The sequence below is a fragment of the Mycobacterium sp. SMC-17 genome (assembly GCF_045310915.1).
In the GTDB taxonomy this organism is placed as follows: Bacteria; Actinomycetota; Actinomycetes; order Mycobacteriales; family Mycobacteriaceae; genus Mycobacterium.
In genome coordinates this window covers 1-15,166 of sequence record NZ_JBJIAK010000081.1, presented here as the reverse complement: position 1 = coordinate 15,166, position 15,166 = coordinate 1, and the positions used below count along the sequence as shown (strand labels likewise).

The window sequence follows — 15,166 nt, the reverse complement described above, 5'->3', positions numbered from 1 at the left end:
GGACGAAGACCGCCGACCAAATCCTAGCCAGCATCGGGAACTACTGCACTCGAATTAATGACTCAAGACACTAGCTCGCTCGCCCGAGCCGCGGCGCCGGTGTCATCAATACCCACCGAGTGGAAGCCTTGGCACGCGAACAGGTCGGCGGCGGCCTCAAGTAGCAATTTGCGGCGCAAGCCAGACGCGTTCGTGCCTCCTATCAGTTCGTCGCGATCATTACGTGTGGAGTGCTCCGCAGAACGATAGTCCTATCGACGCCCGGGTTTCCTGCGTCGACACCCACCGCACCGTCTTCGAAAAGGACAACGCAACTGCTGAACTCGGCCGTTGTTGCCAAATTCTCGCATCAGCACGTCGATTGAGAGACCCTGCCCCGAACCCGCGAGGCGCTGCGCAGGCCACTCAGCGCAGAACGACTCCGGCCTCGATGCCTGTGAACTGCGTACGCAGCTCGGTCTTGAGCAGCTTGCCGGTGGCGTTGCGTGGCAGTTCGTCGACGAAGTGCACGTCGCGCGGGCACTTGAAATGTGCCAGCCGCTCACGACACCAGTCCACTATCTCTTGGGCGCTCGGCGCTTCCACCGCGGGTTGGGCGACGACGACCGCGACGACGCGTTCCCCCCACTTCGCGTCCGCGCCTCCGATCACAGCGGCGTCGAGTACCTCCGGGTGGCGGAACAGAACCTGCTCGACCTCGATCGGGTAGACGTTCTCGCCGCCGGAGATGATCATGTCCTTCTTGCGGTCGACGAGGGTGATGTATCCCTCGGCGTCCATGCGTCCGAGGTCGCCCGTGTGGAACCAGCCTCCGCGGAACGCCTCAGCGCTCGCCTCGGGCTTCATCCAGTAGCCTGTAAACACGTTGGGGCCACGCACAATCAACTCACCCACAGTGTCGATCGCGACTTCGCGATCGTGGTCGTCGACGATGCGAGCGTCGACGTGCATCGCCACGCGGCCAATCGACCCCGCCCGAGTGCTGGTGTTCTCGGCGTCCAGGACGGTCACCAACGGGGCGGTCTCGGTCATGCCGAAGCCCTCGGTGAAGGGCACACCACGCTCGCGCATGAAATCGATCACCGTCAGGGGAACGGGTGACCCGCCGCCCATAGCGAAACGCAGCGCGGACAGGTCGAAGGAGTCGAAGTCGGGCACCTTCATGAGCGCGGCCCACATGGCCGGCACCATGAACTGAATCGTTACTTGGTGGTCGGCCATCGCTTGCAGCGTTGCTCGCGGGTCGAAGGCGGGCATGATGACGCTGGTGCCGCCGACGTAGAGCAGCGGCAGTGTGTGCACACCCAAGCCACCGATGTGGAACATCGGCGCCACCGCGGCCGTGACGTCGTCGCCCCGCACGCCGATATCGGTGCCGAGGACGTTGATCGCGTTCCACAGCAGGTTGTCGTGGGTGAGGATCGCGCCCTTGGGTCGGCCGGTCGTCCCCGACGTATACATGATGAACGCCGGGTCGCGGCCCTCGACATCGCCGTTAATCGCGTCGAGCGTTCCGCCTGAGACGAGGTCGTCGTAACTGAGCTCACCCGTCGCCGGCACCCCACCGGCGCGCACGATATGGCGCACGCGGGCTCCGGATTCGGTGACGGCTGTCGTGGCTTGTGCGGCCAACGGCTCGTGGAAGATGAGGACGTCGGCCCCGGAGTCGGCCAGGATGTACCCGATCTCGGGTGCAGCAAGCCGCACGTTGAGCGGTACGGTGATAGCGCCGATCTTGGCGCAGCCCAGCAGCACCTCGATGAACTCGGCCGAATTGACCAGCAGCACTGCGACCCTGTCGCCTTTTCGCACGCCGAGCGCGATCAAGGCGGCGGCGAGCTGGTTGGTGCGCCGATCCAAGTCGGCGTAGGTGATGTGCTCGCCGTTGCTGATCAGCGCGGTACGCCCGGCGTTGAGGAAGGAACGCCGGGTGACCCAATGACCGATGCCGCGTTGCATGTGATCTCTTTCCGTTTCCGCCGGCTCAGTAGGACGCTGGAAGACGCAGGCTGTGCTGCGCCACGAAATTGAGGATCATCTCGCGGCTGATGGGGGCGGTGCGCATGAGTCGGGCCGGGCCCCAGAGCGTGGCGAGGCCGTACTCGGTGGCCATGCCGTTGCCGCCGTGGGTCTGAATCGCCTGGTCGAGCGCCAGGATGCCTGCCTCGGCCGCGGCGTACTTCGCCATGTTGGACGCCTCACCCGACCCGGGGTCGCCTGCGTCGTGCAGGGAGGCGGCGCGCTGGGTCATCAAGCGCGCCAGTTCGACCTGGATCTTGGCGTGGGCGAGCGGGTGCGATACACCCTGGTGCGAGCCAATTGGCGCTCCCCATACGTGCCGCTCACGTGCGTAGTTGGCGGCTTTGTCGAGCGCGTAAAGGCCGATGCCGTTGCCTAGTGCTGCGCCCATGATCCGCTCAGGGTTCAAGCCCATGAAGACCTGGCGCAGCCCTTCGTTCTCTGCGCCGATCAGGTTGGCGGCTGGCACACGAACGTTATCGAAGAATAGGGTGAATTGCTTCTCCGGAGTGACGGCCTGCACCGGGATGAGGGACTTGGTCAATCCAGGTGCATCGGTGGGCACGACGAGCAGGCTCAAAAGGCCGCGACCACGGTCGTTGGTGGACGTGCGCGTCACGACCAGAATGGCCTCGGCCTCGTCGACGCCGGAGATGTAGTACTTGGTGCCGTTCACGACCCAGTCGTCACCGTCGCGTTTGGCGGTCGTGGAGATGTTGTGCGAGTTCGAGCCCGCATCCGGCTCGGTGATCGCGAAGGCCATGATCGTCTCGCCGCTCGCGATGCTGGGCAGCCATCGTTGCTTGAGTTCCTCACTGCCGAAGGCCTGGATGATGGTGCCGCAAATGGTCGGCGAAACGACGGTCATCAGCAGCGGGCATCCGGCCGCGGCGAGTTCCTCACCGACGATCTGCATGTCGTAGATGCCGCCGCCGCCGCCGCCGTACTCCTCGGACAGGTTCACGCCGAGGAAGCCCTGCTTGCCTACGGCCTGCCATAGTTCGGTGCTCTTCTCGCCTGCCAGTGACTTCTCAAGGTAGTACTTGTGGCCGAAGTCCTTGGCGATCTCGGCGACCGCCTTGCGCAGGTCTTGGCGTTCCTCGGTCTCGTGTAATTCCATGACATTCCTGACGTCGTGCGATAGCACGCGGCCGGTCGGCAGCGCGCTGGCTTTACCTAGGGCTGTATGGCGCAGGCCGCCTCGCCGCCGTCCACCGCCTCGACCACGGCGAGTACATCGCCGGTGGAAACCTGCTTCCCGACCTCGACCGGCAGTGCGCTCAACAAGCCGTCGATCGGGCTGGCGATGCTGTGCTCCATCTTCATCGCCTCGAGGACGACGAGCGTTTGTCCGGCTGACACAGTCTCGCCCGTGGCGACTGGTAGCCGAATCACCGAACCGGGCATCGGTGCCGTGAGCGAACCCGGCGGGGTCAGAGTGCTCGGGTCGACAAAGCGCGGCGCCACGCTCAAGGCCGTATAACCCAAGACCGAGTCGACATGGGCGAGATCGCCGTCGATGAGCACGTGGAACGTTCGTCGAACGCCGCTCACGCTCAACACGACGGATTCGGTGCTCCCCACCACGACCGCGACGTCGGCCGACGGTTGGTCATCGACACTCAACGATGTTCCCATCGGATGCAGCGTGTAGCCGACGCGTATATCGCGCCCGGTCTGCGTCCGCCAGGTGGTGGTCTGCGGTTGAGAGGAGTTGTTTCGCCAACCTGCGGGCAGTGACGCTTGCAGGGGCGCGACGGCACGCCGAGCGGCCACGCCGGCCACGGTCGCCGCAATGGCGTGCAGACCCTCAGCGTATGAATCGACAAGGGGCGCGCCGAGTTCGGCGACGTCGTGTCGTTGCAGGAAACCGGTGTCCGTGCCGCGCCCGGCGAATTCGTCGTGGCGCAGGGTCCGCACCAACAGGTCGCGATTGGTGGTAATGCCGTGAATACGGGCGCCGGCCAGCGCCGCCGAGAGACTGGAAAGAGCCTCCTCGCGCGTTGGAGCCCACGCGATGACCTTGGCGAGCAGCGAGTCGTAGTGGTGGCCGACGACCGAACCGGCCCGGAATCCCGAATCGACCCGCACGCCGGCAAGCGCTGGAATATCCATGGTGCGCAGGGTCCCCGTGCAGGGCCGGTAGTCATCGGCCGGATCCTCGGCGCACAAACGGGCCTCGATAGCGTGACCGCGAACTCGCAGGTCGTGCATCTCGTCGGGCAGCGCTCGCCCCATCGCAACCAGCAGCTGGGCCCGCACCAGGTCAAGACCTGTGATCAGCTCGGTGACGGGGTGCTCGACCTGCAACCGGGTGTTCATCTCGAGGAAGGCGAAGGAGCCATCCATGCCGTCCCGGCCCACGTCGTAGACGAACTCGACCGTTCCGGCGCCTACGTAACCGACGGCGCGCGCGGCGGCGATGGCGGCCTCGCTCATCCGAGCGCGCAACGCGTCGTCGACGACCGGTGACGGTGCTTCTTCGATGACTTTCTGGTGGCGACGCTGCACCGAGCACTCGCGCTCGAACAGAGAGACGACGTTGCCGTGCATGTCGGCCATGACCTGGATCTCGACGTGTCGCGGGCGCTGGATGTATCGCTCGAGGAAGACGGTGCCGTCGGAGAACGCGGCAGCAGCCTCACGGGAGGCGGAGGCCACCGCCTCCTCAAGCTCATCCGGCGAGGTGACCACGCGCATACCCCGGCCGCCACCGCCAGCGCTGGCCTTGACCAGGACCGGGTAGCCGACGTTGGAGGCCAACTTCTCGAGGTGTTCGGCAGACAGCCCCGTCGTGTCGCCACCGGGGAGTACGGGAACGCCCGCGTCGGACATCATCTTCTTGGCCGCTAACTTCGAGCCCATCGCATCGATCGCCTCGGCCGGTGGGCCGACGAAGATCAGGTCGGCAGCGGCGCAGGCCCTCGCGAACGCAGCGTTCTCCGACAGGAAGCCGTAACCGGGGTGAACGGCGTCGGCGCCGGTGAGCGAGGCCGCGGCGATGATCCGTGACATGTCGAGGTAGGTCTCGGCGGGGGACGAGCCGGGGAGGCGCACCGCCTCGTCCGCGTCGGCGACATGCCACGCGTCGGCGTCGGCGTCGGAATAGACGGCCACCGTGGCGATCCCGAGGTCGCGGCAAGTGCGGAACACTCGCCGTGCGATTTCACCACGGTTGGCCACCAGTACCTTGGAGATCTTCGGCATCGTCATCACATCCGGAAGACGCCGTAGCCGCGCTGGCCACGAACTTCGCCGTTGTGGATGACCGACAGACACAAACCGAGAACCGTCCGCGTGTCGCGAGGATCGATGATTCCGTCGTCATAGAGGCGACCGCTGTTGGCCAGGGCGACGGATTCCCGCTCGATTTGTTCCTCGACCGAGGTGCGCATCTGGGCGTCGGCGTCCTCATCGAAGGGCAGCCCGCGGTCGGCGGCGGACTCGCGCGCAACGATGGACAGCACTCCGGCCAGTTGCGCCGGACCCATGACCGCCGACTTCGAGTTGGGCCACGCGAACAGGAACCGCGGCGAGTACGACCGGCCGCACATGCCGTAGTTCCCGGCACCGTAAGACGCACCCATGGTGATGGTCACGTGCGGGACAGCGCTGTTCGACACGGCGTTGATCATCTTCGCGCCGTCTTTGATGATGCCTCCCTGCTCGTACTCGGCGCCGACCATGAATCCGGTTGTGTTCTGCAGGAAGATCAGGGGCGTGTCGATCTGATTGGCCAGCTGAATGAACTGGGAGCCCTTCTCGGCCTCCTCACTGAACAAGATGCCCCGCGCATTGGCCAGGATCCCGACCGGAAACCCGTGGATCGAGGCCCAGCCGGTGACCAGTGACGTGCCGTACAGCGGTTTGAACTCGTCGAAGGCCGATCCGTCGACCACTCGGGCGATGACGTCGCGGGGGTCGAAGGGCACCTTCGGATCAACCGACGCGATGCCGAGCAGCTGGTCGGGGTCGTACACCGGCGGGTGCGGCGGCAGTGTGGGTCCGGTGCCACACTTCCGCCAGTTGAGCCGCGCCATGATGCGCCGGCCGATGCGGATCGCATCCTGCTCGTCCTCTGCCATGAAATCGGCCAACCCCGAAGTGCGGGCGTGCATATCGGCGCCGCCGAGCGATTCGTCGTCGGAGACCTCTCCGGTGGCCATCTTCACCAACGGCGGACCGCCGAGGAACACCTTGGAGCGATTGCGCACCATCACGACGTAGTCGCACATGCCAGGGATGTAGGCACCGCCAGCGGTCGAATTGCCGAAGACCAACGCCACGGTCGGCAACCCTGCTGCGCTGTGCTGGGTCAGGTCGTGGAACAGTTGACCGCCGGGCACGAAGATCTCCGCCTGTGTGGGCAGGTCGGCACCGCCGGACTCGACGATGTTGATGATGGGCAGTCGATTCTCCCGCGCGATAGCCATGCCGCGGAACACTTTTCGGAACGTGTACGGGTTCGATGCGCCTCCGCGCACGGTGGGGTCGTGAGCGATGATCATCGACTCGATTCCCTCGACGATGCCGATGCCGACCACCACACTGCCTCCGACGGGGAACCGGGTGCCCCATGCGGCGAAGGGGCACAGTTCGAGGAACGCCGTGTCGGGATCGAGCAGGAGTTCAATGCGTTCTCGGACGAGCAACTTGCCCCGTTTACGATGCCGCGCAACGTACTTCGGTCCGCCACCGGCATTCGCCTGCGCCAGCTGCTCCGCGATGGCGTTGAGTTGAGCGCTCAGGCCGTCGCGGTTCTCGAGGTAGCCGGGCGCCGTTGCATCGACGTGATCGGGTAGGACGTGAACCACGGTATTCCTCCGAGCGATCATCGACGCCGATCTGCTGACGCGGTAATGTTAGCCGCAATTAACGTCGGGTGACAACCGCGGCAGGACATGCCTCGGGTCGAGCAAGGAGGAGCATCACGATGACCCAGTTGGACGAGCAGTCGGGTACCGAGGTGGTCAGCCCGTGGGAGACACCTGAGCGCCGCGCCCTGACCGATCTCGTGCAGGCCTTCACGCGCAAGGAGATCGCCCCTTACGTCAGCGAATGGGAGGAGGCCGGAGAGCTACCACGCGAATTGCACCGCAGCGCGGCCAAGGCGGGCCTGCTCGGTATCGGCTTCGCCGAAGAAGTCGGCGGAGTCGGCGGCGACCTGCGCGACCTAGTCCTTCTCACCGAGGGCGTGATGGAGGCCGGCGGCTCGTCGGGGGTGCTGGCGAGCCTGTTGACACACAACATCGCGTTGCCTCACATGGCCGCCCACCGAGATCCGGATCAGGTCCGCCGGTTCGTCGCGCCCACTCTCGCCGGCGAGAAGATCGGCAGCCTGGGCGTGACCGAACCCGACACCGGTTCCGACGTCGCGGGGATCCGCACGACCGCAGTTCGTGACGGCGATCATTACGTCGTCAACGGGGCGAAGATGTTCATCACATCGGCGGTCCGCGCAGATTTCGTGACGACGGCCGTACGCACCGGCGGCCCTGGCGCCGGCGGAATCTCGCTGCTCGTCGTCGAGCGCGGAACACCCGGATTCACCGTCTCGAGCAAGCTGAAGAAGATGGGCTGGTGGTGCTCGGATACCGCCGAGTTGGGCTACGTCGACGTGCGGGTCCCCGCATGCAACCTCGTCGGCCCCGAGAACAGCGGCTTCATCCAGATCATGCAGCAGTTTCAAGTAGAGCGTGCCTTCATCGCCGTGCAGTGTTACGCCACGGCGCGGCGCTGCCTCGACCTCACCCTGCAGTGGGTGAAGCAGCGCGAGACGTTCGGGCGGGCATTGTCCACCCGTCAGGTGGTTCGCCACAAGGTCGCCGACATGGCTACCGCCGTTGACGTGGCGCGCACCTACACCCGTGCCGCCGTCGACCGCATCGTCGCAGGTGACACCGATGTGCGCATGGTGTCAATGGCGAAGAATGTGGCCGTCGCCGCGTGCGACCTCGCTGTCGATACCGCGGTCCAGTTGCACGGCGGTATGGGCTACCTCCGTGAGACCGAAGTCGAACGCCACTACCGCGATTCGCGCATCCTCGGCATCGGCGGCGGCACCACCGAGATCATGAAGGAGATCATCGCCAAACACATCGGCCTGTGAACCGTGCAGGGCTCGATGCACACCATCGTGTGTCTAAGGGGTCTTGAGGGTTCGGTTGACTCCTGATATCTGAGGATTGTGGGGTTCTCGGTAGAAGGGTGCCGATCATGGCGAAGGCGTATCGGGAGGAGTTCCGGGACGATGTGGAAGCGGAATTACTGCCTCGATCGGAATGAACCACTGTCGCAACGGGATTGCGAGGAATGATGGCCATATGGAGCCGCGTTGACCGCCAACTGCGACTTCATCGGGAATCGATCGAGTAACGGAATATACGATTAGAAAACACGCGGTTTACCGCACAGGCGTAGCTTGTCCGTGGTCGTAACGTGTTATGTGATATCGCTGAGTCACAACTGATTTGGCCGATCGGCGATGAACACACGGTGCACGAGATCGTCATGAACGGGCGGCCCACTTTCGTCGGCACGGCTGGCTTCTCACCAAGCATGCGGAAATTCTGTCGCGTGAGCGCAGCCGCCAAAAGCGCCGCAGCCTTTCTCGGCCAGACCGTCAGGGATGAAGCGGTACACGAACCCGGGATCATCAAGATGGACATCAGGGCAGCGTTGGTCAGGGGGACTGCCCCGAGTTCAGTTGACTCGCGGGGTGTGAATTTTCAGGCCGCAGTTGCGACTGGTGTGTGGAGCAGTTCGAACTCTATCGGCGTGGGTCTGCCGAGTGCGCGTTGTCGGCGTCGGCGGTGTTAGGTCCGCTCGATCCACGACACGATCGCCAGGCGTAATTCGGTGCGAGTGGCCCAGCATTTACGGTCGGGCACGTCGCGCCACCGCGCTGTGCAGCGCCCGAGTGGCCAGCTGCGACTTAATCGGGTCATCGATGCTGTACCCGACGATCCGGTTCGAGAACACATCCTTGATCGCACAGAGGTAGAGCGTGCCCTCTCCGGTCATGTGTTCGGTAGGATCGCTGATCCACAATTGATTTGGGGCTTTAGCAGTGAAGTCGCGGTCCACGAGGTCGTCATGCACCGGCGGGCCGGGTTTCCCGTTCTTGCCCCGCTTCTTACCGAAGACACTCCATAACCGGTTCTGCGAGCAGATCCGCCAGCCGGTGCGCTCGACCATCGGCTCACCGGCGTCACGGGCTTCCTCGACCAGGTAGCGATACCCGAACTCCGGATCGTCGCGGTGGGCATCGAACAGGGCGTTGACGCGGTAGGCCTGGACGAGGTTGGCGTCGGTGACAGGCTGGGACAGCCAGCGGTAATACGGTTGGCGGGCGAGCCTGAGTACCCGGCACGTCACCGCGACAGGGATTCCGTCGGCGGCGAGCTCCTTCACGAGCGGGTAGATACGCTACCGCCCTGCGCAGCACCTCGTTCTCATGTTCCAGCAGCCGATTTCGGCGACGCAGCTCGCGCAGTTCAGCAGAGTCGCCGGTGCTTTTGCCGGGTTTGGCGCCCTCGTCGATGTCGGCCTGGTGCATCCATTTGTGCAGGGTCATCGGATGGACACCGAAATCGGTGGCGACCTGCTCGATCGTCACACCGGCTTCGCGGTTGCGAGCGACGCCGACCACGTCGTCACGGAACTCCTGGGGGGTAAGGCCTGGGCACAAGGACATCCTTCCAGCCTGCCCACGACGGGCAAGCCAACTCAGATGTCACCTATTCATGCAGCAGACCCAGGGATGGACAGCAGGCTGGTCAGCCCGTCCAGATTGGTGCCGTGGTTGCTCGGGGCGATGCCGATGAACTGTGAGACTTTGGCGGCGCCGCCGAGGTTGTTGAGGTAGTACTCGGGCAGGATTCCGCCGCCTTGTGAATGGCCGATCAGGATGACCTTGGAGGCGCCGGTCTGTGCAAGCACCGTGTTGACCTCGGTGGAGAGCTGTTCGGCGGATTGCTTGATGTCGGCAGTGGACTGGATCGGAAAGTTGGGATTGCTGGTGTTGTTGCCGTAGTTGAAGGTGTAGACCTTGTAGCCCGCATCAGCGAGTGCGGGTGCCCCGACGCTCCAGTCGTAGTTCTGATTCGCCGCGGTGGCGTTGATGAAGATGACCGGCAACGGATGTTCGGCGGTGACGGTGATGGATGGATTGTTGGCTCCCGGCGGCGTCACCCCCGGTGTCAGGTAGCCCAGCAGGTTGTATACGCCGTAGTCGACCGCGAACGGCCCGCTGCTGGTGGCATTCAGTGGTGTGTCGGTGAGCGCTTTACTGACGTCGCCGGCCACGGTCGCCACTGTGTTGAGCGCCTTGTATGGCAGTCCCCACAGCAGGTCGGGACCGATCGTGTAGGCGCCCAGCACTGCGATGTTGTTGACCAGTGACGCCGCCATCGTGCCGAGGTCGAACCCCAACCCGACCATCTGCCGGGTGAACTGGGTGACCTGACCGACATCGTGGGCCAGCGCCGAGCTTAGGTGGGCGGCGGTCCCGACTAGCGCCGCGGCCACGGTATTGACCGCCGAGTTGACCAGGTAACCGGGGGACGACTGCGTCCCTACGGTGGACTTGCGTTGCAGCTCCTCGCCCAGAACTGCCAGCGTTACGCCGTCTAGAGCAGTCGGTGCCGATGGCGTGGCTGGAGCGTTGGGCGAACTCGCGGTAGTTGTCGCGCCGCTGGCGGTTAGGGCCGATGTTTTGGCAGCCTTCACGGTTTTGGTCGTGACAGTTTGAGCGGTACTTGCGGCGTTCTTGACCGCAGGCTTGAGGGCCGCTGGGGTGGCGACGGCCGAGACCGACGCGGCGAGCACATGGCTCGGAATCGCCGTCGCGGTCGCCGCGGCGGTGTCGTGCGGAGTCGATGTTGTCGCTGGCGGCGGATCAGCCTTTCCGGTCGCCGCGGCGGTGACCGGATGGGTTTCACCGTGGTGTGCTGGTCCTACCTGAGGCACCGGCGTTCTCGATGTCGGTCCTTCGCTCGAATGACCCGACCCTGAGTTTCGGGATGTGCCCAGGCAATCCCCGAAGACGTCGCCAGTGCCGCATACAGAGTCATCGCCAATGCGCACAACAGTGACCAGCGGAACTTCCGGGGATGATCTTCCAACACCGCGGTATGAAGAACCTTCGTTTCACTAGCGAATCCAGAAACCACAGCGGACGGCTCATTATGAGCGCACCGCTGCCTATCCAGGTGCGAAACGGTGTTTCTGGGATTCGCGCGGTTGGGAAGCGGCTGAAGGCACCCCAGAACCGCGACTGAATCGCGAATCCTCACCCAGTCGAACACCCCACAGCAGGTTTGCGCCAAAGGCCACCCCTAACTGGTACAGGGTGTCACACATCACGTACCGGCCCCTGGGCAAACCGGGTATCAATAGCTTGTGGGCGTGGTAGCGCGAATTCTTCAGACTCGTGGAGCGGCGCACGCCAGCGACACCTTCGGGACTTGGCGCGACCCGAAGCGCTACCTGTGGCTGTTAGGTCCGGTAACCCCGGGCATGGTCGGCCTGTCCTGGGTGCTGGTAAAGCTTACCGGCCTGTCCCTGTTCTGGTGGACCGGAATAGCTCTGACCTTTGTGATCGTGCCCGTTTTGGACCACCTCGTCGGGCCCGACCCGCATCAGGCCTCCGACGACACACTATCTCGGATCGAGGGTGCTCTCTTCTACCGGCTGACCACCTATCTACTCCTGCCCGCCCAATATCTGTCGGTGATCTTCGCGTGCTGGCTGTGGGCCGGCGGCGGCTGGGTCACCATGACACTCGCCGACAAGATCGGCTTGACGGCGTCGGTTGGCACCGTCGGCGGCATCGCCATCAACGCAGCGCACGAACTCGGCCACAAACGCGGCCTGTCCGAGCGCCGGCTGAGCAAGATCGCACTCGCCCAAACCTGCTACGGCCACTTCTACGTCGAGCACAACCGCGGCCACCATGTGCGGGTCGCCACACCCGAAGATCCGGCCAGCTCGCGCGTGGGCGAAAACCTGTACGCCTTCATAGCTCGGTCGATCATCGGTGGCTTGCGCTCGGCATGGCAATTGGAACGTACGCGGATGCGCCGCCTGCACAAATCCACCTGGTCACTGCACAACGAGGTACTCAACGCCTGGCTGATGAGCATCGTTCTGTATGTCGCCCTGGGGCTGTGGTTCGGGACCACCGTGCTGCCCTGGCTGATCGGCCAGGCCGCTATCGGCGTCTTTTTGCTGGAAACAATCAACTATCTGGAGCACTACGGCCTGCGCCGCCAGAAACTACCCAGCGGCCGCTACGAACACGTGCGCGCCACCCACAGCTGGAACAGCAACACCAGAATCGCCAACATCTTCCTGTTCCACCTGCAACGGCACTCCGATCACCATGCCAACCCGACGCGCCGCTACCAGGCCCTGTGCCACGCCGACGAAGCCCCTCAGCTACCCAGCGGCTACGGCACCATGCTGTTGATGGCGATGTGCCCGCCACTGTGGCGTCGAGTGATGGACCCACGGGTGCTCACCCACTACGCCGGCGATGTAAGCCTGGCCAACATACTGCCCGGATACGATCCGCGCCTGCACAAGCGCTACCCGCACCTCGCTGCCTACACCGTTCACTCAAGAAACAGCCGGTCTAAGCAGCGCGGGGCGGGGTGTATGGATCGACTTCGCTGCGGCCAGCGTGACCACGCCCTCTGCCACCGCGGTGCCCTCACGCGCGAACAGAAACCGTGAAACGTCCACCCCTTCGAACTTAAGCGATTCGGGGCGATGATGACTCTCGATACGAGATGCCTACGCTGAGCGGCGCGCAACTAGGGTTGTCGACGGGATGCGATACCTGATCGACCATCCACACGAAACCACCCCTCGCCTGAAGCGGGCCAATCGAATTGCCCGATGACGCACACCAGTGCAATAGTTATGCCTATTGATGTTGTTCTCGATGCCGTGCCACAGTCATAAGGACCGAAAATTATCTGGTACAGCAAACGAAATATTCTGGATGACAATTGCAGAAATCTACATTTATCGACCAAATGGGGACTATCTCGTTAACGGTGTTTCCGGCGGTTTCCATCAGTAGGTTTCGGCTGCCGGGAATCGGTCGCCGAACGTGATTGCAAACGCATTGAGCGCTGGCTTCCACCGCATCATCCATCGTGCCCTGCCCACCCCGGTGGGTTCCAGGGAACGCGTCACCAGATACAGTCACCTGAGCGCGGCCTGCTCAGTCGGAAAGTGCCCGCGGTGTCGACGGCATCTGAAATTTGACCCCCTGGCGGCATCTGAAATTTGACCCCCTGGGTTGGTGGTGGTGATTATTCCTCGGTGGTGGTGGCCACGGTAGGTGGGCGGCCGAGGTCGCGGTTTTTGAGTCGGTAGCTGTCTCCTTTGAGGGTGATGACTTCGGCGTGGTGCACGAGGCGGTCGATCATCGCTGCGGCGACGACGTCGTCGCCGAAGACTTCGCCCCAGCGGCCAAAGGCCTTGTTGGAGGTGACGATCAGGCTGGCGCGTTCGTAGCGCGAGGACACCAGCTGGAAGAACAGGTTGGCGGCCTCGGGTTCGAATGGGATGTAGCCGACTTCGTCGATGACGATGAGGGGGTAGCGGCCCATTCGGGTCAGTTCGTGCTGGATGCGGCCGCTTTGGTGGGCTTCGGCCAGTCGGGCTACCCATTCGGCGGCGGTGGCGAACAGGACCCGATGACCGGCTTGGCAGGCACGGATGGCCAGTCCGGTCGCCAGATGGGTTTTGCCGGTGCCCGGTGTGCCCAGGAACACGACGTTGTCTCGCGCGGTCACGAAGTCCAAGGTGCCCAGGTGAGCGATGGTGTCGCGTTTGAGTCCGCGTGCGTGTTCGAAATCGAACTCTTCCAACGCTTCGATTCAGGGGTCTAGTGCAACAGCTCCTATCTGGGGGGTTGTTGCATGCGTCCTGGCCCTCTGCCTTCGGTAGTGCGCCTGTTCTGGTCTCATGTCAGTTCTGAGCTGTCGATCGATGCGGCTGCGGTCGCTGCCGGCGTGTCGCCGGGCACTGGATGGCAGTGGTTTGTCAACGCTGGCGGGGTGAAACCCAAGATCGATTCGGCGCCAAGGAAGTACACCCGGCTGACTTTCGCCGAGCGTGAGCAGATCGGGCTGGCGGTCGCGGCGCAGGAACCGATCCGTTGCATCGCCAAGCGACTAGGACGGGCGCCCTCGACGATCAGCCGGGAGATCAAACGCAACAGCTCTGATGGCCGCAACAAGTACCGGCCGCAGTTCCGTTTCGGTGCCCCGTGGCGGGGCGGACCGTTGCGACGCCCGCACTATTTCCCCAGCGCCGCCCAGGGCCGCGCCCAGCGCAAGGCCCGGCGACCGCATCCGCGCAAGCTGGCTACCAGCGCTCGTCTGCATACCCAGGTGCAGACTTGGCTCAAAGATTTCCTCAGCCCCGAGCAGATCGCCCGGCAGCTGGTGGTTGAGTTTCCCGACGATCTGGAGATGCGGGTGTCCCACGAGACGATCTACCAGTCGATCTACGTGCAGGGCAAAGGCAATCTGCGTCGGGAACTGCACACCTGCCTGCGCACTGGGCGAGCGTTGCGTCACCCACGCCGCCGGGCCGGGGAACGCCGCGGACGCATCCCCGGAATTATCAACATCAGTGAGCGTCCCGCCGAGGCCCTCGACCGGGCTGTGGCCGGGCACTGGGAAGGCGACCTGATCCTGGGCAGCACCGAATCAGGGTCAGCGATCGGGACGCTGGTCGAGCGGTCCACGCGGTACGCGGTGCTGCTGCATCTGCCCGAGAACCACACCGCTGAGGCGGTACAGAACGCCATCGTGGCCAAGATGCCCCGGCTGCCGGCGATGCTGCGTCAAACCTTGACTTGGGATCAGGGCAAGGAGATGGCCAACCACGCCCAGATCACCGAAGCGATCGATCTGGACATTTACTTCTGCGACCCGCACTCGCCTTGGCAGCGCGGCACCAACGAAAACACCAACGGTCTTCTGCGCCAGTGGTTCCCCAAGGGCAGCGATCTATCGATATTTCCTGAGGACTATCTGGACCACGTCGCGATAGCGTCCCGGGGAGTGGTGGACTTCGGATCTGGCGTGGTTCACGCGTTGTGATCAACGAGTCATGGTGAACG

8 protein-coding genes and 3 pseudogenes are annotated in these 15,166 nt (G+C 63.9%); 3 read left to right on the top strand and 8 right to left on the bottom strand.

Features of this window, described 5'->3' with window-relative positions:
- Nucleotides 1-405 precede the first annotated feature (405 nt).
- The 4 genes from ACJH7A_RS28955 to ACJH7A_RS28940 are packed head-to-tail and all read right to left on the bottom strand — an operon-like array spanning nt 406 to nt 6,833.
- On the bottom strand, nt 406-1,959 hold the full coding sequence (locus ACJH7A_RS28955) for a long-chain fatty acid--CoA ligase (protein ID WP_318986936.1): 1,554 nt from the start codon (nt 1,957-1,959) through the stop codon (nt 406-408).
- A 25-nt stretch (nt 1,960-1,984) separates the two neighbouring features.
- Complete coding sequence (locus ACJH7A_RS28950; protein ID WP_318986935.1) at nt 1,985-3,139, bottom strand: acyl-CoA dehydrogenase family protein; 1,155 nt, start codon at nt 3,137-3,139, stop codon at nt 1,985-1,987.
- Nucleotides 3,140-3,195: 56 nt separating this feature from the next.
- Complete coding sequence (locus tag ACJH7A_RS28945) at nt 3,196-5,226, bottom strand: biotin carboxylase N-terminal domain-containing protein (RefSeq protein WP_318986934.1); 2,031 nt, start codon at nt 5,224-5,226, stop codon at nt 3,196-3,198.
- A gap of 5 nt (nt 5,227-5,231) precedes the next feature.
- Nucleotides 5,232-6,833 (bottom strand): acyl-CoA carboxylase subunit beta, encoded by a 1,602-nt coding sequence (locus tag ACJH7A_RS28940; protein ID WP_318986933.1) that lies wholly within the window; start codon nt 6,831-6,833, stop codon nt 5,232-5,234.
- Between the two features lie 119 nt (nt 6,834-6,952).
- Here ACJH7A_RS28940 and ACJH7A_RS28935 point away from each other — a divergent pair, with 119 nt between their 5' ends.
- Nucleotides 6,953-8,128 (top strand): acyl-CoA dehydrogenase family protein, encoded by a 1,176-nt coding sequence (locus tag ACJH7A_RS28935; RefSeq protein ID WP_318986932.1) that lies wholly within the window; start codon nt 6,953-6,955, stop codon nt 8,126-8,128.
- Nucleotides 8,129-8,747: 619 nt separating this feature from the next.
- On the opposite strand, the pseudogene ACJH7A_RS28930 reads toward ACJH7A_RS28935, so the two are convergent.
- Both ACJH7A_RS28930 and ACJH7A_RS28925 read right to left on the bottom strand, forming a co-directional pair.
- Nucleotides 8,748-9,715: pseudogene (locus ACJH7A_RS28930) on the bottom strand (IS3 family transposase).
- A 47-nt stretch (nt 9,716-9,762) separates the two neighbouring features.
- Nucleotides 9,763-10,989: an alpha/beta fold hydrolase gene (locus ACJH7A_RS28925; protein WP_406803199.1), complete on the bottom strand. Its 1,227-nt coding sequence runs from the start codon at nt 10,987-10,989 to the stop codon at nt 9,763-9,765.
- Nucleotides 10,990-11,538: 549 nt separating this feature from the next.
- Here ACJH7A_RS28925 and ACJH7A_RS28920 point away from each other — a divergent pair.
- Nucleotides 11,539-12,756: an alkane 1-monooxygenase gene (locus ACJH7A_RS28920; RefSeq protein WP_406776330.1), complete on the top strand. Its 1,218-nt coding sequence runs from the start codon at nt 11,539-11,541 to the stop codon at nt 12,754-12,756.
- Nucleotides 12,757-13,101: 345 nt separating this feature from the next.
- On the opposite strand, the pseudogene ACJH7A_RS28915 reads toward ACJH7A_RS28920, so the two are convergent.
- Both ACJH7A_RS28915 and istB read right to left on the bottom strand, forming a co-directional pair.
- Nucleotides 13,102-13,353, bottom strand: a pseudogene (locus tag ACJH7A_RS28915) (IS256 family transposase); the annotation flags it as partial.
- A pseudogene (gene istB, locus ACJH7A_RS28910) lies at nt 13,344-13,910 on the bottom strand (IS21-like element helper ATPase IstB); the annotation flags it as partial. The pseudogenes ACJH7A_RS28915 and istB, both read right to left, overlap by 10 nt.
- A gap of 183 nt (nt 13,911-14,093) precedes the next feature.
- Here istB and ACJH7A_RS28905 point away from each other — a divergent pair.
- The gene (locus ACJH7A_RS28905) at nt 14,094-15,146 is read left to right on the top strand and encodes an IS30 family transposase (protein ID WP_406803198.1); all 1,053 of its coding nucleotides are present in this window, start codon (nt 14,094-14,096) and stop codon (nt 15,144-15,146) included.
- Nucleotides 15,147-15,166 lie beyond the last annotated feature (20 nt).